This is a genomic window from Solibacillus palustris (genome assembly GCF_022549215.1).
GTDB lineage: Bacteria > Bacillota > Bacilli > Bacillales_A > Planococcaceae > Solibacillus > Solibacillus daqui.
Map to the genome: position 1 here is coordinate 36,067 of NZ_JAKZFC010000008.1, position 19,861 is coordinate 55,927.

Consider the following 19,861-nt stretch of genomic DNA (forward strand, 5'->3'; position numbering starts at 1 on the left):
CGTTGCGAAAAAAGTATTTTTAACGCAGTGCTTATAAAATAAAAATCTTTGATATCCACCGTTTTATTGGAAGTTAAAATAAATTTTTATCATATTTATTACAAGAAGCTAGTTCAGAAATCATACTCTGAACTAGCTTCTTTTCTATATATTGCATGTGCATATTGGAGAATAAAGGGAATAAAAAATATAGTAAATGAATATAAAGATATAGTATTGCCGATGCTAGTAATGAGAATGTAACAAATTTTTAGAAAATAATACAATTTCATTACAAAAAGTTTGAAGTAGTTCAATTGAAATGAGAATTATGATACAGTAGCAGAGTGTGTTTTATAAGTAATTAGAATAATACAATTTTAAAATATAGAATAAAAATTCTCGAAGGGAGCATTATCATGGAATCGAATGAAAGCCAGTTAGACTTGAATCATAAAAAACCAAGTCTAATTAATCGTCACAATGGTAAACTTAAAATAGCTGCAGTATTAGCATTACTAGTTTCAACAGTGACATTTAATCTAGGTTTTGCGAATGAGACAGATAAAGAAGAATTCGCGAAAATTTATCACGTATATGTAGCTGACGCTTACGTTGGTTCAGTTGCTGATGAAGCGATTGTTGAACAAATTGTTAAGAAAAAAGAGCAGGAAGCAAGTCAGCAATATCAAAATATAGAGCTTGATGCAGGATCGGATATTACGATCGTGCCAGAGCAAGTATTCACAGTAGAAACAAATGAGGAACAAACAGTAAAAGACCTTCAACAAGCCATTACTGTACAGGCAAAAGCCTACTCGCTAAAAGTAGGTAATACAGCGGTAGCTACATTGAAGGCTAAAGAAGATATCGAAGCCGTAATTGACGGATTAAAGCTTCAATATGTTACACAAACCCAACTTGACGGATTAAAAAATAATACTGCTTCTACTTTACCCTCATTACAAAAAAATGAAACACGTTTAATAGATGTTACATTAACGGAAGACATCACGGACGAAGAAGTTTTAGTAAGTCCAGCTGAAATTACGACAGTAGAAAAGGCAGTACAACTTTTACAAACAGGTGCAGAAGCAAAAGAGACTTATGCCGTAAAGTCGGGTGATGTTTTAGGCTCAATCGCGAAAGCCCATAGCTTAACAACGGCGGAACTGTTAGCTTTAAATCCATCGTTAAAAGCCGATACTGTTTTACAAATCGATCAGGAGTTAAACGTAACAGTAGAAAAGCCATATGTATCAGTGAAGGCTGTTTATGAAAAGAAAACATTAGAAGCAATCAACTATCAAAAAGTTGTTAAAGAAGATCCAACAATGTTAAAAGGTGAAAGAATTGTCCAGCAAGAAGGTGCTATCGGTAAGAAGGAAGCAGAGTATACTCTTATTGAAGAAAATGGCGTACGCACTGAAATTGTTCAAACAGACGAAAACACTGTTCTTGAGCCTAAAGACAATATTGTTGTGATCGGAACAAAAGTAATTCCTTCAGTAGGTACAGGGACATTTGCTTGGCCAGCAGAGGGGGGCCATATTTCAAGTCAGATGGGTAGTCGTTGGGGTCGTTACCACTATGGTATTGATATCGCACGTCCATCAGGATATACAATTAAAGCATCGGATAACGGTGTTGTCAAAACAGCAGGCCGTCATTCAACTTACGGAAACTATGTAGTGATTGATCATAATAACGGTTATGAAACATTATATGCACATTTATCAGAGATTGACGTGTCAGTAGGTCAAGTTGTCGGACAAGGTGCTGCTATTGGTGTGATGGGTTCAACAGGTCGTTCAACAGGAACACACCTACACTTTGAAGTTCACAAAAATGGAGAAGAAGTAAATCCATTATCTTATTTAAATTAATTTTTTAAAAGCAGTCCACAAATGTTTGTGTGACTGTTTTTTGTTTAAAAGTGTTAAATTATGTTTAAATTTATTCGTAAATGGGAATTTAAATAAATTATTCTATTAAAATAATGAAATATTTCCCGGAAAATAATGTACAAAACATCTGTATAATGCATCAAAAGCGAAAGCGTGATAGAGTAATAATAGAATCCTTTCCAAATAGAGCTATTCTAAAGAAAAGAGGAATGTAAGATGGATAAAACGATTTTAGTTGTTGACGATGAAAAGCCAATTGCAGATATATTGCAATTTAACTTAATTAAAGAAGGTTATCGTGTGATTTGCGCGTATGACGGAGAAGAAGCATTACAAAAAGTAGAAGAAGAGCAGCCAGATTTAATGCTATTAGATATTATGTTACCAAAGCGCGATGGCATGGAAGTGTGCCGTGAAATACGCAAAAAATATGATTTTCCGATTATTATGCTGACAGCAAAAGGTTCGGAAATTGATAAGGTATTAGGTCTTGAAATGGGTGCAGATGATTATGTAACAAAGCCATTTAGTACGCGTGAATTAATTGCACGTGTGAAGGCGAATATGCGTCGTTTAAATGTACCAGCGCAAGTCGAAGAAGCACCGGTGGAGACGAATGATATTGTCATAGGCTCACTAACAATTCAACCCGATGCATATTTAGTGTTGAAGCGTGAGGAGGCAATTGAATTAACGCACCGTGAATTTGAATTGTTGCATTATTTAGCGAAGCATATCGGACAAGTAATGACACGTGAACACCTATTACAAACGGTATGGGGCTATGATTATTTTGGTGATGTACGAACAGTAGACGTAACGATTCGTCGTTTACGTGAAAAAATTGAGGATAGTCCAAGTCACCCTTTATGGATTGTGACAAGACGAGGAGTCGGCTACTACTTACGAAATCCTGAACAGGAGTAGACTACATGCAAAAAGTAAGTTTCTTCAAATCAATTCATGTAAAGCTTGTATTGATTTATATGCTGTTGATTATTATTGCTCTTCAAATTATTGGGATTTACTTCATGAAGCAGCTAGAAACCAATTTGAAAACCAATTTCCAAGATTCGATTCGTCAGCGCATTGAATTAGTGCACTATAGCATTCGTGAGGAAATGTTAAAAGAGCGTGATGATACACTACCGTCGCGTGAAGAAAGCTTAGGGACAATTTTAAAGGAGTTTTCGACCCAGGATATTAACAAAATCAATGTCGTCGATAACCGAAACCGTATTTTAGCAACGTCTGATGCAAACAATCAAGCACAAGTTGGTCAGCGGGCAAACGAAGAAATTATACGTAAGTCGATTTCAGCAGAGACGTTGCTTGATTCCATTTCATTGGATCGTGATACAGGGAAGCGTGTGTGGGTGCTCGCTGCCCCTATTACTGATACAGTTGGCCCGAGTGGTGAGGTAATCGGTGCAGTTTATGTAGAATCAAATATCGAGAAGGTTTATGAACAGTTAAATGAGATTAACCGTATTTTTGCTGCAGGAATAGCGATGTCGCTAGTCATTACCATTATTTTAGGTATTTTAGTAGCGCGTACAATTACGCGTCCAATTTCCGATATGCGAAAGCAAGCACAGGCAATGTCAAGAGGGAACTATTCACGTAAAGTACGTGTTTACGGTACCGATGAAATTGGACAATTAGCTATTGCATTCAACCATTTAACGAATCGCTTGCAAGAAGCACAATCTACAACAGAGGCAGAGCGACGCAAGCTAGCGAGTGTATTAAGTAATATGACGGACGGCGTAATTGCGACAGACCGTAAAGGGAAAATTATATTAATTAATGAACCTGCACTTGAATTATTGCATGATTCACGTGAAACAACGTTAAATCGTCCAATTGCGTCGGTATTAAGACTTGATCAAGAATATAGTTTTGAAGATTTGATTCATATGAAAGATCCGGTAAATCTTGACTTTAGTATGAGTGATACACCGTATATTTTACGCGCGAACTTTTCCGTTATTCAAAAGGAAACGGGTTTTGTGAACGGGCTTATTACCGTGTTACATGATATTACCGAGCAGGAAAAAATCGATATGGAACGCCGTGAATTTGTAGCAAACGTATCGCATGAATTACGTACGCCACTAACAACGATGCGCAGCTATTTAGAAGCACTAGCTGATGGGGCGTGGCGTGACGAAAATATTGCACCAACGTTTTTAAATGTTACACAAACGGAAACGGAGCGCATGATTCGTCTAGTAAATGATTTATTACAGCTATCAAAAATGGACAGTCAAGAGTATGAGCTTAATTTTGAATTTGTTGAGTTTAATAAATTTTTTACGCGTATTATTGACCGCTTTGAAATGTCAAAGTCCCAAAATGTTGAATTTGTACGTCTATTACCAGAGAAAAGTTATTATGTCGATATTGATACCGATAAATTAACACAAGTAATTGATAATATTATTTCGAATGCCCTGAAATATTCTCCAGATGGCGGTAATATTCGCTTTGGCTTTACGGTTCATGACAATATGCTGCGCGTTATGATTTCCGATGATGGTATGGGGATTCCGAAAGAAAATGTCAGTCGTATTTTTGACCGCTTCTATCGTGTAGACCGTGCACGTGCACGGTCAATGGGTGGCACTGGTTTAGGTCTTGCAATTGCACGGGAGATGATCGAAACACATGGAGGGAAAATTTGGGCAGAAAGTGAGGAAGGGCAAGGAACAACAATCTTCTTCACATTACCGTATGAACTTGATGAGGCGGGGGATTGGGAATGAAATATGTTGAGCAAATAAAATCATTTTTATTAGTGTTCCTCGTGTTCTTAAGTGTTGCCCTAACACTCATCATTTGGAATTACCAGCCAGATTATGAGCTCATTGAAGAAACACAAGTAGAAGAGGTACTTATCGGAGACCAAAAGCAATGGCAGGATGTGCTCAAGCCGTATCGCGTATTATTTCGCGAAAATGATGCATTTACTGGGACCGTTTCAAATGGTGTATTAAATGAGCTATATAGAAATTTCATTACTTGGCAAGTCCAAGATGTAAAATTATATAATAATATTTCAGATCCTAAAATGAATGAAATAATAAACAAAAATAATCGAGCAACTTTATTTTTCAATGAAGAAATTCCAATGCAATCTTTTTCGAATGTATTACCGTTTGTTGAAAAGGACCAGTTGGATATGAGCTTTAACCGCTTGATTATCGATTGGTCGAATGCGGAAGAACAAGATCAGCTTCAGCTATTATTTTTAAATACGGAAAAGCGTTTATTGCTGCAAGGCTATGTCAATTTGGCTAGTGGTCAACGTTTTTTAACACAGGTAATCCAGCCTTCGAAAAATTATACAAGCTATGTAGAGGTTGAGCGTGATTCACTGCATTCTTTATATGTGCCACAGGGGACATTTGAGGCTACAAAATATACGTATTTAATTGATGGATTTTTACCAGAAAGCTTTAAAAATATTGTCTTTCCCGATCCTTCTATTGTGCAACTTAATGTAGAAAACGAGCAATCAGTAAGGTATACAGATGGTACATCATTAATGACGGTCGATACGCAAAATCGTATTTTAAATTATGTATACCCACCTGCAGAAAGCATAGCACCCATCCCATCCTCAAAATTGTTATTAGATAGCTTTGAATTTGTGAATGACCATGGGGGCTTTACATCTGATTTCCGTTTGTCTTCGATGAATATTGGAAAGCACATCATGGAATACCAGCTATTTTTACATGGCTATCCAGTGTATAGCAATATGACAACGACGCGGATTATAACGACTTGGGGAGAAAATCGATTATTCCGTTATCGTCGTCCGTATTATTCAATTGAAAGAGATATTCCGAATGAGCGCGCGGTGCAAAGTTTGCCTTCAGGTGAAGCGGTTGTGGAATATTTGCGTAACTCAAAGGACTATCCATTTGATGAAGTGGATGAGATTGTTGTTGGCTATTATTTAATGCAAAATCCGGACTCGTATATTCTAGATCCAAGCTGGTTTATCATATCTGACAACGTTTGGACACGCATTACACCTGAACAAATAGGAGGTGTAATGAATGGATTGGAATAGAACGAAGACAATTTTTATTTGGGTATTTTTAATATTAAATATCTTTTTATACACGCAATATTTACAGCGCTACAATGAAGGGCAAGAAATAGAAGTACTTGGTGAGACGACAAAATTTGAATCGCTTTTGAAAGAGGATAATATTACGTATAATGCCTTACCAAATAATAATGAAAGCGCGGCTTATTATTCCGGTCAAATCAAAAACTTTTCACCTTCTGAAGTGCCGTATTTTGCAAATCAGCGTACAGAAATCGAAAATGGTAATAAACTTAACGTGACGATGGAAAAACCTGTGAAGCTACAGGAAGGTGGGGCGCACGATAAATTTACAGAATTCCTTCATAGTCATGTTTATGAAGGGGATTCCTACGTATTGTGGAATGTTGATAATGAAAATAAAGTTGCAACTTTTTTCCAAAAGGTAAATGATTTAACACTTTACTATAATGTTCGTGGTTACGTGAAAATTTATTGGAATGATGATGAACGTGTTGTAGCGTATGAGCAAACGATGCTAGAAAAACATGAAAAACTAGAAAAACAGCAAAATTTACTAACACCGATTCAAGTGTTACAAATTTTATATGGTAAAAATTTATTGAAACCGGATTCTCAAATTGTAAAATTAAATCTTGGCTATTCAACAATTGTGCAATTAACACAGACACAAGTATTTGCCCCAACTTGGGAAGTACGTGTGCGCTTAGCTGATAAATCAGAGGAAATTCATTTTGTAAATGCGGTGGATGGCAAGATTGTAGAAATTCAAAATGACTTATCTGAAATTGTTGAGCCTGAAGAGGATTTGGAGTAGTGGGGAGTTTTAATAATGCGATTTAGCGTTTTAGCTAGTGGCAGTTCTGGCAACGCAATATATGTAGAAAATGACGAGCATTCATTTTTAGTGGATGTTGGTTTGAGTGGCAAAAAGATGGAGCAGTTGTTTGCTGAAATTGACCGTGACATGAAAAATTTATCGGGAATTTTAGTGACGCATGAGCATAGTGATCATATTAAAGGGCTAGGTGTCGTGGCACGTAAATATAATGTCCCTATTTTTGCGAATGCGAAAACATGGGGGGCGATGGACGGTTTAGTGGGTAATATCCCATCCGATCTGCGCTATCATTTTGATATGGAGACCGTTAAAACATACGGTGGCTTAGATATTCAATCTTTTGCAGTGTCGCATGATGCAGCAGACCCCATGTTTTATACATTCCAGCAGGATGGGCGTAAATTGGTCGTTATCACAGATACAGGTTATGTGAGCGACCGAATGAAAGGTTATATAGCAGCAGCAGATGCCTATGTATTTGAAAGTAATCATGATGTGAGTATGTTACAAATGGGGAAGTATCCATGGAGCATAAAGCGACGCATTTTATCGGATGTTGGGCATGTTTCAAATGAAGATGCAGCAGTTGCAATGGCCGATGTTGTTGCGGAAAAACCAACACAAATTTACTTAGCGCATTTAAGTAAAGATAATAATATGAAGGAATTGGCGCGCATGAGTGTCACGCAAACACTAGAGTCATGCGGGATTATTACCGGTGAATACTTGAATTTGCATGATACCGATGCCAATAGCCCAACAAGACTTGTGACAATTTAATTAGGGTAAAGAAGGGAGTGTTCAAGAAATGATTCTGAACACTCCTTTTGCATTTTTTTTTAATTTTTAAGCATGTTTTAGATAATTTTCATCTAATTTTAATGTTTCCTGTGTATTCTAACAGTAAGAAAAGAAACAATAAGAGAGGATGAGTGTAATGAGTTATTTTCCAGAGGACGAACAAAAACAAGTAGATCGTGTTGCGGAACTTGAAGCACGGTTAAAACGTGAGGAAGAGGAACGTCAACAACGTCAAAATAAGAAAAATAAAAAAGGTGGCAGTAAGTGGGGCTATTTTGTTTCTGGCCTAAGTGGTGTTATTGTTGGCGTGCTATTACTTTGGCTACTGTTACCGTCATTAGCAAATCAGCTACCAGGTTCTAGCCAAATTTCGAATGTGAATAATTCAACGGGTACATCGATTGGACAAACAGCAACGGAAGTAACAACTGATGTAACAAGCGCGGTAGAAAAAGTATCGAGCGCAGTTGTCGGTATTACAAATATTCAAGATGTAGCACCGAATTTCTGGAGCCAAAACACTTCAGTAACGCAAGAGGTAGGAAGTGGATCAGGTGTAATTTATAAAATCGAAGGCAATCGAGCATTTATTGTTACGAATTATCATGTAGTAGATGGTGCAAAACAAATTGAAGTAACATTAGATGATGGCTCAAAAGTAGAAGCACAATTAGTTGGAAGTGATATGTGGACAGACTTAGCGGTTATTTCGATTTCAAGTAAAGGTATTGAAACGGTTGCCCAATTTGGTAATTCAGATGTATTAAAGCAAGGGGAAACCGTTATAGCAATTGGTAATCCACTTGGATTAGATTTCTATGGGTCAGTGACAACAGGTGTTATTTCTGGTAAAGACCGTTCTGTACCAGTTGATTTTAACGAAGATGGTGTAGAAGATTGGTCAACAGATGTGTTACAAACAGATGCTGCTATTAACTCGGGGAACTCAGGTGGTGCGTTAATTAATATTGCAGGGGATTTAATAGGTATTAACTCAATGAAAATTGCCCAATCTTCAGTAGAGGGGTTAGGCTTTGCGATTCCGATTAACTCAGCGATTCCAATCATTGAGCAATTAGAGAGAAGCGGCGAAGTAAAGCGTCCAACAATGGGTATTTCATTAATTGATTTAGCAGAAGTGCCTGCATTCTATCAACAGCAAACATTAAAAATACCGCAAGAAGTAACGGGTGGTGTGGTAATTTCTCAAGTAGTACGCGAATCGGCGGCTGAAAAAGCTGGTTTACAACAATATGATGTCATTGTTGAGATGGATGGCAAAAAAATCGAAAATGCAATTCAGTTACGTAAACATTTATACAATGAAAAACAAATTGGGGACACCTTACAAATGAAAGTGTACCGTCAAGGGAAATTAGTAGAAGCGCAATTAGAATTAGTAGAAAATGCACAATTATAATTTGTGGATAACTGAATACAATTAACAATTTAATCACAACGGGTAGAGAGGGAAAAATGCTTTTCTTTTCTACCCGTTTTTTGTTTGTTACAATGGGTTGTGGATAACATTCTTAAAATTGTGAATAAGTTTGTGGAAATTTCAGAAAAGAAAGAAGGCTTTTAAAATGACAAAATATAGCTGTGAAACCCATATAGACCATGCTTTAGATATGCATGTTGCAGAAACGGGAGAATACCCTGTGATGGAATTTTTATCAGAAGATAAAAAGTTATCAACAACTTGCTCTTACTGTGAACAGCAAGCAACATATATTGTATCAAGTAAATAACTTTACACAACATATGGATATAGCTTGTGGATATGTGTATAACTTTTGTGGATAATTTGTTTGTAAATGGAATGTAAAGGTGGATAAGTTGTGAATATTACTATCATTTCTGTCGGTAAATTAAAAGAAAAGTATTTAAAAATGGGTATCGATGAATACGTAAAGCGCTTAGGGGGCTATGCGAAAATCGATTTAGTCGAAGTGCCAGACGAAAAAGCACCTGAGCAATTAAGTGATGCGGAAATGGAACTTGTAAAGAAAAAAGAAGGCGAGCGCATTTTAGCTAAAATTAGTGAGGGCACATACGTCATTGCCCTAGCACTTGATGGAAAAATGAAAACAAGTGAAGAAATGGCGACTGATTTAGATGCGCTCATGACGTATGGGAAGAGCAAGGTGGCATTTATCATAGGCGGCTCACTTGGTCTGCATGATGAGGTCTTTAAACGTGCGGATGAAAAGTTATGTTTCGGGAAAATGACGCTACCTCACCAGCTGATGAAGCTTGTGTTGGTGGAGCAGATTTACCGTAGTTTTCGGATTATTAAGGGAGAACCGTACCATAAGTAAGTGCGGTTTATAAAATTTATAAAAGGTAGCCAATTAATAAAAATATGGCTATCTTTTTTTATGATTAAATTTAATTTATATTGGTAGTAAGGATAGATATCAATTTAGTGACTTTTTATATAAAATGTACTAATGAATTTAATAAACAATTAATACAGGCGATAGATAATGCTTTTTTAGGTAGTAACTATCCGTACAAATTAAAAGATGCAATAAGAAATTTATTTATGAGAGATGCTGTGGTTTATAAAAAAATTGTTGACTCTTTTGAAGAAGAAGATCTGGAAATACCAGAATTATTAAAGATAGATTAAAACCGCACTTAGCCGCATCGTGGTGAACCGTATCATAAGTAAGTGAGGTATTCTATGTAAAACAAGGGTAAGAAAAGAATACAGGAGAAAATCGAAAATGGCAGGTTGGTCTTGATTTTCACTGATATTATCATGTTTATTTTATTATGCCTATAATTGGAGGCTATGTGAATGTTAAGTGATCAGGCGAGATATTCTAGGCTCGCGAATATAACAAAAATAATAAATACAAAATTAGAGCTACGTGAAGTATTGCAGCGTGTAACAATGGCGATATCAGAGGAGATTGTTCAATGCAATGCTGTTGGAATCTATTTACCCCAGGAAGATGGAACATTTAGAGGATTTGCAGGAAAACCAGAGACCATAAATGGCGTAACACTCGATACCCAGGTAATTGATCCTGAAATAGACTTATTGGCAAAAGAAGTTATTGAAACCAAAAAAACCATCTATATCCCTGATACCTCAAAGGATCATCGGCTGGATACGAGATCAGTTGATGCGTTCAAAATTAAGTCCTTATTAGTCCTGCCTATCTCATTTGGGCAAGAGTTATTTGGTCTGGTTTTTTTATTTGATTATGGAGCTCCAATGAACTTAACAGATTCAGAAATTCAAAGTGTTGAAGCTTATGTAAATATGGCTGCGGTCGCAATTCAAAACGCAAATAATTTAACACAAAAGGAAAACCTTATTGCCGAGAAGCAACTGTTACTAAATGTTACCCGTGATTTATCAATGTGTTCCTCGATACAGGAGAGTTTTGATAAATGTTTTTTTTACTTAGGACAGATTTTAGAGAGTAAAAACATGGCTGTCCACCTTTTAGACCCGCTAGACAAAACAACGATTAAAACAACGAAGTTAAGCAAGGACTGTGATTGGACAGAAGCGGATTGGATGGAGAAAAGCTATGAAGCCAAGATCCAAGAGGTTATTCATACAAAAAATATAGATAGTAAGGGTCTACTGATGATTCCATTGGTTTCAATGGGAGAAGTATTAGGAGTAATCGTCGTTGGCAAAGAGGAAAAAGCTCACAATTACGATAATTCCCAAATTCAACTGGCAAAATCTATCGTTGATGCCACAGCTCCTACGTTTTCAAACTTGTTATATATGGATCAACTTGAAAGCATGGTGGAAGAGCGAACGAGAGAACTAGCTGCTGCTAATGAAAAAGTTACAAGTGTGATTGAAAGTATTACGGATGGATTCTTTACTTTGAATAATAAATGGGAATTTACGTACGTAAATAAGCATCAATATTTTCCACAAAGAAAAACGGCAAAAGATGTATTAGGCAAGAATATATGGGGGGTTTTCCCGAGTAGCGTTGACACAGTTATGTATAAGGAATTTCATCGTGCAATGTCAGAGCGAACTACAGTTCATTTCGAATTTCTTTCTACCTCTGATGAATATTGGCACGAAGTTATTGCATACCCGTATGATAATGGTATTTGTTGTATTTTTAAAAACATAACGGAAAAAAAGCAATATGAGAAGGAATTGAAAAGGTTATCCAACATAGATTTAATAGGGCAAATGGCAGCAGGTATCAGCCATGAGATTAGAAATCCAATGACAACAGTACGAGGATTTTTGCAGTTATTAAAAGAAGAGAACACCTATGAGAAAGATAATATGTACTTTAATTTAATGATTGAAGAACTTGACCGTGCCAATTCTATTATTACTGAATTTCTCTCAACGGGTAATACAAGGAAATCGGATTTGCAGATGTTAGATTTAAATTCAATTATCCACGATATTATTCCTTTAATAAAGATTGATGCGTATAATCAAAATAAATATATTCAAATCGATACAAATGACATTCCGGAATTACTTTTAAATCGTAATGAGATACGGCAATTATTAATAAACCTATACCGTAATGGCTTAGAAGCGATGAGCACAGGGAAAGTTCTAACCATTAGCACCTACAAGGAAGGTCAAAATTGTGTGGTACTTGCAGTGCGGGATCAAGGAAAAGGTATCAGGCCTGAAGTATTAGAGAAACTGGGTACTCCATTTTACACAACCAAAGATAATGGAACGGGATTGGGGCTAGGCGTATGTTATGCCATTGCTGCCCGTCATAATGCAAAAATAGAAATTCAAACAGGATCGGAAGGCACTATCTTTTTAGTTAAATTTAATTATGAAAATAATGAACAATAACCGCATTTAGATTAGTTGTGGTGAACCGTATCATAAGTAAGTGCAGTGTTTGAAAAGACCGAATTAAAAACACAATATTGGAGAAAACACATGGGAAATCTCAATACTATTCACATATCTCGCGCCCCATAAGGATTCTAAAATAGAAATAGCATCATTCGATAATAATCGAATGATGCTATTTAAAATCATATATTTGAATGTTGAACATCCGAAGCTGTCGTTTTATATTCTCCTCTTACATTCGTTTTTCTTGTTAAAGAAAAGACTGCACATGCTAAGGCAATGAGAACAAGGCACCCCCCATACCAAGCTGCATGTGAGATAGTATTTGTTTGATTTAAAACAATACCCCCAAATCCAGATCCCATGGAAATACCGATTTGTAATGCTGAATTGTTAAAGCTTTGCTGAATATCCGATGTAGCAGAATCTGTTTGAATTAGATAGCTTTGTTGTGGTGGAGATAGACTCCAGCTTAATGCTCCCCAAATCATCATTACCGGTATAAATACAATGAGTGAGAAGGTAGTGAATGGCAGCAGGAACAGCACAATAGCAAATGAGATTATGACAATAAGGATACTTTTAGGAGCGCCAATCGTATCTGAAAGTGTTCCCCCAAATGCACCCCCACTTACCGCTGCAATACCAAATAAAAGATAACAAAGGCTAATCCAATAAGAATTCAGATGAAGTTCCGTTTCCAAAAATGGAGTGAAATACGCATAGATCGTATAATGTCCTGCCAGCATAAACATGGTAGCAAGATGTGCACTCCCGATTTTTAAGCTGGCAACGGCCTTTAATTGTTGTGAAAGTGGAATTGTCACTTCTCCAGGAATTCGCTCCAAAAAGATGGAAATCAGGATAAAGGAGCCTACTGATAGAATTGCAATTCCAAGAAAAATTACCCGCCAACCAAAATTTTCGGAAATGAGAATACCTAGTGGCACACCAAGGACAAGTGATGAACTAATTCCCATGTAAATGAGTCCTAGAGCCTTTGCTCGATGGTCTGGTGAAACAACTTTTGCTGCTATTGTTAAGGATAGCACCACGATAAGTGCTGTACTCATAGCACTTAAAACCCGGGCAATCATCATAAAGGTAAAATCTGGACTGAAATAAGTTATGATATTACTGATGAAAAAAATAAACAAGGAAATAAGGTATAACTTTTTTCGTTCAATTTTGCTCGTTAAAACTAATAACACTGGACCGGAAATCGCAAAAATAAGTGCGAAGACTGTAATCAGCTGTCCAGCAGAGCTTAATGAGATATTCATATCTGTTGCGATAATTGGAAGTATACCGCCAACGATCAATTCTACCAAACCAACGGCAACAGTTGATAATGCTAGTATAAAAACTTTGAAATTCATAATCTGCTATACATCCTCTCTGATGAAAAAATTAGAAAATAAAAAAAATCCTGATTACAAAAAATGAATAGTTCATTTTCTGTAATCAGGATTTTAAGGTTCCTGGTAGAGACCCTCAAGCCGTATTCTTGAGGTTATACAGTAATATTTATGTGTAATAAGCGAGCACGTTGAATAGTTTACTAGCTTTCATTTGAATTATCAAGTGTTTAATTTTAGTTTTAATATTACCAATTGGCAAAAAAACAAGTTGTACTTCCAATGTTTATGAAACAAGAGAGGGATGACAGGCACTACGCTAGGCGGATGGGGGAATATAAATGTATTTAATTGGTGAAATCGCAAAAATTACAAAAGTGTCTACTAGAATGCTGCGACACTATGAGAAAGAAGGGTTATTAAATCCCTCGGTTAATGAGGAAAATGGATATCGTCAGTACACAGAGGAAGATATTGATACGATTGAAAAAATTAAGAGACTACGGAAATACCATTTTTCTATAGCGGAGATACAAACCATTTTTGAAAAAGGACTTTACCATTCTCCTGGAATTTATAAGGAAAAATTAGATCAGTTAAATGGGGTAGTGGAAGAATACCAACAGCTAATTGATGAGTTACAAGAAGAAAATATTCCATCAAAATTAGTGAAGAATAACTATGATGTTCTTATCGGAAACAGAAAAGGATTCGATACGATCTTTAAAAGAGCTGTTATAAAGGAATTTCATTTGGAACGATTTTTAGAAGATACAGTAGAGAAAATGTATAAGCAGCCATTTACTTTGGGTGGGAAATTTTTTGTTGTTTTTCATGATATGTCACAAATAAATGAAGGTGAACTTGATGTAGGCGTGTTTCAACCAATTGAAAATAGGGGAGAACATACAGATTTTGAGTTGTTACCATTTTCTGATGCTATATATATAAGTACGATCCATTATGGTACGTATAATACAATAAGCCGGGCATATATTCAGCTTTTTCGCTATGCAGAAGAAAATGATTATGAAATCATTGGGGAGTTTATGGAGAGGTATTTAGTTGATGGATACTATACCTCATATGTTGAGGAATTTATAACAGAAATATTTGTTACGGTTGCTCTTAAAAAGCCTTGACCTTCACATAATGTCAACCTATATATTTTAGTTGAAAATTGAATGGAGGGATTATTGTGAGCAAGCTAAAAAAGAGAATCGCTAGTTCATTATGTATTGCAGGTTTAATAGGTGGGGGATTAACAGTCCAAGCTCTTTCTCAAGAACCAGTTGGGAAATATAGTATGCCATTAGAAGAGGAAAAGCATGAAGGAACTTGGCTACAATGGCCACATAACTATACCTATGGAAAAGGCTATAAAGAAAATATTCAAGACATTTGGGTAAAGATGACAAAAGCTCTTACAGAGGGTGAAAATGTCCATATTATAACATACAATCAAAAAGAAGAAGAAGCGATTCAAAAGTTGTTAGTAAATGCAGGTGTAAACTTGAAGCGTGTGGATTTTTATCAATATCCAACTGACGACGTATGGGTTCGTGATAATGGTCCAATATTTGTCTATGATGAAAAAGATGAGTTAGTTATTTTAGACTGGGGATTTAATGGTTGGGGTAAGAAGGAGCCGTATAAAAAAAGTGATATAATCCCCCAACGAATAAGCGAAGATTTAGGGTTTAAACTAGTCAATTTAAATGAAGTCGTTTTAGAAGGTGGAGCAATTGAATTTGATGGAAGTGGGACAAGCTTGGCAACACGTAGTTCTGTCACAAATGATAATCGAAATTCGCATTTATCTGAAAAAGAAATAGAGGGCTATCTGTATGATGTTTATGGTATTTCAAATCCTATTTGGCTAGATGGGGTAAAAGGGGAAGACATTACAGATTTTCATATCGATGGATTTGCACGCTTTTTAGATGATGAAACTATTATCACATTAAAGAATGCAGACTTAATAGACTGGGGATTGAAGAAATCAGACCGAGATATACTTTTAAATGTAAAAAACGCAAAGAATAAACGATATAACTATGAATATTTACCTTTAACTAAAGAAAATGTCCGTTTAAAAAATGGTCAAAATTTAGGTTATAAAGGTTCTTATTTGAACTATTATGTTGCAAATAGTGTTGTATTAGTGCCAAATTATAATGATTCAAATGATAAAAGAGCTAATGAAATCATTCAAAAATTGTATCCAAATCGAAAAGTAGTTGGTATTGATGTACGTCAGCTCTATAAAGATGGTGGAATGATTCATTGTGTTACACAACAGCAGCCGGTTGAATAGGGAATCCAAACCAATTATACCATTGTTGTTTCAGATCCGTTAAAAAAATTAAATTCACGAACGCTTACAGCAAAAAAGTGTTAGATCGACATCAGTCAATCTAACACTTTTTTCTATTTTGTCCCAGCCTCGTTGCAAGTGAACGGAACGAGCGCAACAAGCGCGGTCGTGAAGAACGTAGCGCTAACAGTAGGAGCAAACCCTCGTCGTTTCCGTAACTTCGAGTGGAGATAAAGTGGATACAGTACTAACCGGGTATACGCTAAAAGCGATGGAGAATAAGTAGGCCATCCAGACGCCTAACGGCAACTACAAGCTTCCTGCTACGGATGTATTGTTCGATCAATTATCCAAACAGCTTGGAGCGTGATGGAAAGTATTACACTACGTCAATAACATGACGAAAAGCGCGTACTCGCTAATTTGGCACCCGGTGACATTCTCGGACGTGGATAGACATCGGTCTAAACACGCGGTGAACGATTTGATGTCACTGTTCGTGATCAATGGCATCAATGCAATAGATTGCTAGTTAGCTTGCTATATCAGGGCATATTTGCCAATTTCCAGCTGCGAAAATAGAGTTAAAGATGCTTCTAGGTATTCATTGGTAAAATATATGATATTGACTATCATTCTCAATGGTGATAAGATTCTTTTTGTTTAAAAGGGTAGAAAATGAAGTAACCGAAGAATGCAGAATAAGATTATGGGCCCCTTTTATGATCAGATTTATCGGATCGGCCATAGGGTTGTGATCGTATGGGATTATTTTTGCAGAACAATAAACTATTAGGAGTAATAACAAACATGATTAAATCAAAATTTTTAATGGGTAGTACAGTAGGTATTATGGCATTAGGTTTAGTTGGCTGCCAAACCTCAGATAACAGCCAAAAGGAAAAGGAAAGTGCAAAAGTCAGTGAACCTGTAACTATCGTTGATGGTAGAGATAAAGAAGTTGTTCTTGAGAATGGATATGCCAAAAATTTCGTAATGTTTCCAGCCGAGGGATCTGAAATGCTTTCCATTACACAATCCGCTAAACCATATTTAGGCATGGTAAAAGAAGATCAAGAAAATAATATTAAAGGCGATGTCGTTGCAAAAAAATATCCGGGAATTCTAGATGTGAATTCTGACATCATGCATGGTGATTGGTCAAAGCCAAATGTTGAAAGTATTTTAAATTTGGACCCTGATGTTGTTTATCAATGGAATTTTGGAGAAGAAGGAATTAAACCACTAGAAAATGCTGGCATTGATGTTGTAGCTGTAAACTGGGGTACATATGCTGACGATATTGAAAGATATACTTTGTACGGTGAAGCTCTAGGAAAGCAAGATCGAGTAGATGAGGTATTTGCACACCAAGAGAAATCTAAACAAGCCGTTCTTAAAGTAACTGAAAGCCTAACAGAAGATGAGCGACAAAATCATGTATTTATAGGCAATGTGGCTGAAAATAAAATCACAACATGGGGAACAGAACTCCCTCACACTGCTGTACATAAGGTAGATAACCTTACCTATACACTTGGAAAATTTGATACACCAGATGCTGAGATCAATGTAGAAACACTGCTAGAATGGGATCCTGATATGATCGTTATTGGCGATTTCCTAAAAGATATCACTCCCGAATATTTCTATAACCATCCTGTTCTTAAAAACCTAACAGCTGTTAAAGAAAAAAGAGTGTACAAAGCCCCTACAGCATCTCAACTAGATAATCCAGGAATTACTTGGTATTTCTATGCTTTCTTAGCGACTCCAGAGAAGTTCAAGGATTTTAGTATGCGCGAACAGGTTCGTGAAGATTATAAACTGTTGTACAATATCGATGTAACTGAGGAAGAAATTGATCAAATTCTAAATGTTGAAGAAAACAAAAACAGCAAATACTTCGACAACTTTATGCAATAAGGAGAGGTTTTGATGGTAACAGCAAGACAGAGGAAGCTTAAGACCTTTTACGTATTATCCTCTCTTTCCTTAATTATTTTAATGGTGGCAGCGATTTGTATCGGAAGATACACAATCGCCCCGCTAGATGTTTTCCATTCAATCTTTAACCCAGATTCAATTTCAGACCCGAAGCTTTCAGTAGTCGTACACGAAATTAGAATACCTCGCGTACTGTTAGCAGTGGTTGTAGGAGCCGGTATTGCTGTTGCTGGGGCTGCTTTGCAGGCTACTTTTGGTAATCCGCTCGTAAGTGAACATATTTTGGGCGTATCATCGGGAGCAAGCTTCGGTGCAGCTCTTGGCATAATAACAATTGGAACAACGCTTGGTACGCAGTTTTTGGCCGTGCTCTTTGCATTTGCAGGGATGTACCTCACGTATAGCATCGCAAAAAGACGTGGGCGTCTCACTGTGCTTATGCTCGTTCTTTCGGGAATTATTACTAGCGCATTATTCGACTCTGGCGTCTCCATATTAAAGTATTTGGCCGATTCCAAAAATGAACTTCCTGCTATCACCTTTTGGCTTATGGGCTCACTTGCTGGACCTTCGAAGGAAACCATTATTAGAACAATGCCTAGTATTTTGATTTCTTTATTTGTCCTCTATAAATACAGATGGCATCTAAATCTTCTTTCACTAGATGAAGATGAAGCGATTTCGTTGGGCGTAAATGTAAAAAAAATGCGTGTTATTATCATATTCTTCACAACAGTCATTGTGGCGTCAATTGTATCTATTGCTGGTATTATTAGCTTTGTTGGGCTAATTGTACCGCATTTTACACGGATGATCGTCGGAACAGACAATAAGCATTTAGTGCCAGCAGCTATGATTATGGGCGCTATATTTATGCTAATTACAGATACACTCGCAAGATCCCTAACAGCAGCGGAAATTCCATTATCTATTATAAGCTCGCTTCTCGGTGTACCATTCTTTATTTATCTTCTTAGAAGAACAGGAGGTGTGTGGGATGATTAGAGTTGAAAATCTTAACTTTCAATATCCCAACTCAGAAAGACAGATATTTAAAGATTTATCCTTTAACGTAAAAAAGGGTGAAACATTAGCCATCTTAGGAGCAAATGGGATTGGAAAGACAACCTTTGTAAAATGCTTATTAGGATTTTTAGAATACAAATCAGGAAATATTTTAATTAATGATAAATCTGTTAAACAAATGTCTGCAAGTGAGTATTGGAAACTTGTAGCCTATGTGCCACAATCTAAAAAGTCGGCGTTTGGATTTACTGGGCTTGAAATGACTGTTATGGGTTTATCTCCTCATGTGAGAATGGGCAGGCTTCCTAAAAAAGAGGATTACGAGAGAGCCTATGAACAATTAAGAAAGCTTGGTATTGAGCATTTAAGTGAACAAAATTGCAATAAGATGAGTGGCGGTGAGCTACAAATGGTTTTAATTGCAAGAGCCCTTATCAAGAATCCTAAAATACTCATAATGGATGAACCAGAATCCCATCTTGACTTGAGAAACCAACTAAAAATATTGAATATTGTCGAAGAGTTAAATCAGCAAGGGGAATATTCTATTATCATAAATACCCATTTCCCACATCATGCCTTTCGTATAGCAAACTCGACTTTGCTTTTAGGTAAAGAAGGGTACATTTTCGATGAAACTGAAAAAGTAGTGAATACCGATAATTTACGAAATTATTTTGGTATTAATTCTGAAATTTTATCGTATGAACAAGCAGAGAAATCCTATTCAACAATATTGCCAATAGACTTGCATAAATATTAACAATGAA

Annotated in this window: 17 protein-coding genes and 1 riboswitch; of the genes, 16 read left to right on the forward strand and 1 reads right to left on the reverse strand. The window is 36.4% G+C overall.

Annotated elements, in window-relative coordinates; all coding sequences use genetic code 11:
* The first annotated feature begins 398 nt into the window (after window positions 1-398).
* From LZ480_RS16555 to LZ480_RS16605, 11 genes are all read left to right on the forward strand, one after another.
* Window positions 399-1,865 (forward strand): M23 family metallopeptidase, encoded by a 1,467-nt coding sequence (locus LZ480_RS16555; RefSeq protein ID WP_241370660.1) that lies wholly within the window; start codon window positions 399-401, stop codon window positions 1,863-1,865.
* A gap of 237 nt (window positions 1,866-2,102) precedes the next feature.
* The gene (gene yycF / locus LZ480_RS16560) at window positions 2,103-2,813 is read left to right on the forward strand and encodes a response regulator YycF (RefSeq protein ID WP_241370661.1); all 711 of its coding nucleotides are present in this window, start codon (window positions 2,103-2,105) and stop codon (window positions 2,811-2,813) included.
* A gap of 5 nt (window positions 2,814-2,818) precedes the next feature.
* The gene (walK, locus tag LZ480_RS16565; RefSeq protein WP_241370662.1) at window positions 2,819-4,654 is read left to right on the forward strand and encodes a cell wall metabolism sensor histidine kinase WalK; all 1,836 of its coding nucleotides are present in this window, start codon (window positions 2,819-2,821) and stop codon (window positions 4,652-4,654) included.
* A complete protein-coding gene (locus LZ480_RS16570; RefSeq protein WP_241370663.1) occupies window positions 4,651-5,970 on the forward strand; it encodes a YycH family regulatory protein in 1,320 nt (439 codons plus the stop codon). Before walK ends, LZ480_RS16570 begins: the two co-directional genes overlap by 4 nt.
* Window positions 5,957-6,787, forward strand: a complete 831-nt coding sequence (locus LZ480_RS16575; RefSeq protein ID WP_241370664.1) for a two-component system regulatory protein YycI — start codon at window positions 5,957-5,959, stop codon at window positions 6,785-6,787. Before LZ480_RS16570 ends, LZ480_RS16575 begins: the two co-directional genes overlap by 14 nt.
* A gap of 15 nt (window positions 6,788-6,802) precedes the next feature.
* On the forward strand, window positions 6,803-7,591 hold the full coding sequence (locus tag LZ480_RS16580) for an MBL fold metallo-hydrolase (RefSeq protein ID WP_241370665.1): 789 nt from the start codon (window positions 6,803-6,805) through the stop codon (window positions 7,589-7,591).
* A 157-nt stretch (window positions 7,592-7,748) separates the two neighbouring features.
* Complete coding sequence (locus tag LZ480_RS16585) at window positions 7,749-9,032, forward strand: S1C family serine protease (protein ID WP_241370666.1); 1,284 nt, start codon at window positions 7,749-7,751, stop codon at window positions 9,030-9,032.
* Between the two features lie 166 nt (window positions 9,033-9,198).
* A complete protein-coding gene (locus tag LZ480_RS16590; protein ID WP_241370667.1) occupies window positions 9,199-9,363 on the forward strand; it encodes a CxxH/CxxC protein in 165 nt (54 codons plus the stop codon).
* Between the two features lie 90 nt (window positions 9,364-9,453).
* On the forward strand, window positions 9,454-9,933 hold the full coding sequence (gene rlmH / locus LZ480_RS16595; RefSeq protein WP_241370668.1) for a 23S rRNA (pseudouridine(1915)-N(3))-methyltransferase RlmH: 480 nt from the start codon (window positions 9,454-9,456) through the stop codon (window positions 9,931-9,933).
* A gap of 107 nt (window positions 9,934-10,040) precedes the next feature.
* The gene (locus LZ480_RS16600) at window positions 10,041-10,247 is read left to right on the forward strand and encodes a hypothetical protein (protein WP_241370669.1); all 207 of its coding nucleotides are present in this window, start codon (window positions 10,041-10,043) and stop codon (window positions 10,245-10,247) included.
* Between the two features lie 171 nt (window positions 10,248-10,418).
* Window positions 10,419-12,437 (forward strand): GAF domain-containing sensor histidine kinase, encoded by a 2,019-nt coding sequence (locus LZ480_RS16605; RefSeq protein ID WP_241370670.1) that lies wholly within the window; start codon window positions 10,419-10,421, stop codon window positions 12,435-12,437.
* Window positions 12,438-12,625: 188 nt separating this feature from the next.
* Here LZ480_RS16605 and LZ480_RS16610 read toward each other — a convergent pair whose 3' ends face one another.
* Window positions 12,626-13,822: an MFS transporter gene (locus LZ480_RS16610; RefSeq protein WP_241370671.1), complete on the reverse strand. Its 1,197-nt coding sequence runs from the start codon at window positions 13,820-13,822 to the stop codon at window positions 12,626-12,628.
* Between the two features lie 62 nt (window positions 13,823-13,884).
* Window positions 13,885-13,984: riboswitch (purine riboswitch) on the reverse strand.
* 158 nt (window positions 13,985-14,142) lie between these two features.
* Between LZ480_RS16610 and LZ480_RS16615 the strand changes: the two genes are divergently transcribed.
* The 5 genes from LZ480_RS16615 (at window position 14,143) to LZ480_RS16635 (ending at window position 19,854) form a co-directional block, all read left to right on the forward strand.
* Window positions 14,143-14,943 carry a MerR family transcriptional regulator gene (locus LZ480_RS16615; RefSeq protein WP_241370672.1) on the forward strand — a complete coding sequence of 267 codons (801 nt, stop codon included), beginning with the start codon at window positions 14,143-14,145 and terminating at the stop codon, window positions 14,941-14,943.
* A gap of 95 nt (window positions 14,944-15,038) precedes the next feature.
* Window positions 15,039-16,118 carry an agmatine deiminase family protein gene (locus LZ480_RS16620; RefSeq protein ID WP_241370776.1) on the forward strand — a complete coding sequence of 360 codons (1,080 nt, stop codon included), beginning with the start codon at window positions 15,039-15,041 and terminating at the stop codon, window positions 16,116-16,118.
* An 810-nt stretch (window positions 16,119-16,928) separates the two neighbouring features.
* Window positions 16,929-18,044, forward strand: a complete 1,116-nt coding sequence (locus LZ480_RS16625; RefSeq protein ID WP_241370673.1) for an ABC transporter substrate-binding protein — start codon at window positions 16,929-16,931, stop codon at window positions 18,042-18,044.
* Between the two features lie 12 nt (window positions 18,045-18,056).
* Window positions 18,057-19,070 carry a FecCD family ABC transporter permease gene (locus LZ480_RS16630; protein WP_241370674.1) on the forward strand — a complete coding sequence of 338 codons (1,014 nt, stop codon included), beginning with the start codon at window positions 18,057-18,059 and terminating at the stop codon, window positions 19,068-19,070.
* Window positions 19,063-19,854 carry an ABC transporter ATP-binding protein gene (locus LZ480_RS16635; protein ID WP_241370675.1) on the forward strand — a complete coding sequence of 264 codons (792 nt, stop codon included), beginning with the start codon at window positions 19,063-19,065 and terminating at the stop codon, window positions 19,852-19,854. The genes LZ480_RS16630 and LZ480_RS16635 overlap by 8 nt, the downstream gene beginning before the upstream one ends.
* Window positions 19,855-19,861 lie beyond the last annotated feature (7 nt).

What these genes read in the sequence shown, in the direction of transcription:
- LZ480_RS16555 (WP_241370660.1), top strand. Translation starts at nt 399, where the DNA reads ATGGAATCGAATGAAAGCCAGTTAGACTTGAATCATAAAAAACCAAGT.
- yycF (WP_241370661.1), top strand. Translation starts at nt 2,103, where the DNA reads ATGGATAAAACGATTTTAGTTGTTGACGATGAAAAGCCAATTGCAGAT.
- walK (WP_241370662.1), top strand. Translation starts at nt 2,819, where the DNA reads ATGCAAAAAGTAAGTTTCTTCAAATCAATTCATGTAAAGCTTGTATTG.
- LZ480_RS16570 (WP_241370663.1), top strand. Translation starts at nt 4,651, where the DNA reads ATGAAATATGTTGAGCAAATAAAATCATTTTTATTAGTGTTCCTCGTG.
- LZ480_RS16575 (WP_241370664.1), top strand. Translation starts at nt 5,957, where the DNA reads ATGGATTGGAATAGAACGAAGACAATTTTTATTTGGGTATTTTTAATA.
- LZ480_RS16580 (WP_241370665.1), top strand. Translation starts at nt 6,803, where the DNA reads ATGCGATTTAGCGTTTTAGCTAGTGGCAGTTCTGGCAACGCAATATAT.
- LZ480_RS16585 (WP_241370666.1), top strand. Translation starts at nt 7,749, where the DNA reads ATGAGTTATTTTCCAGAGGACGAACAAAAACAAGTAGATCGTGTTGCG.
- LZ480_RS16590 (WP_241370667.1), top strand. Translation starts at nt 9,199, where the DNA reads ATGACAAAATATAGCTGTGAAACCCATATAGACCATGCTTTAGATATG.
- LZ480_RS16605 (WP_241370670.1), top strand. Translation starts at nt 10,419, where the DNA reads ATGTTAAGTGATCAGGCGAGATATTCTAGGCTCGCGAATATAACAAAA.
- LZ480_RS16610 (WP_241370671.1), bottom strand. Translation starts at nt 13,822, where the DNA reads ATGAATTTCAAAGTTTTTATACTAGCATTATCAACTGTTGCCGTTGGT.
- LZ480_RS16615 (WP_241370672.1), top strand. Translation starts at nt 14,143, where the DNA reads ATGTATTTAATTGGTGAAATCGCAAAAATTACAAAAGTGTCTACTAGA.
- LZ480_RS16625 (WP_241370673.1), top strand. Translation starts at nt 16,929, where the DNA reads ATGATTAAATCAAAATTTTTAATGGGTAGTACAGTAGGTATTATGGCA.
- LZ480_RS16630 (WP_241370674.1), top strand. Translation starts at nt 18,057, where the DNA reads ATGGTAACAGCAAGACAGAGGAAGCTTAAGACCTTTTACGTATTATCC.
- LZ480_RS16635 (WP_241370675.1), top strand. Translation starts at nt 19,063, where the DNA reads ATGATTAGAGTTGAAAATCTTAACTTTCAATATCCCAACTCAGAAAGA.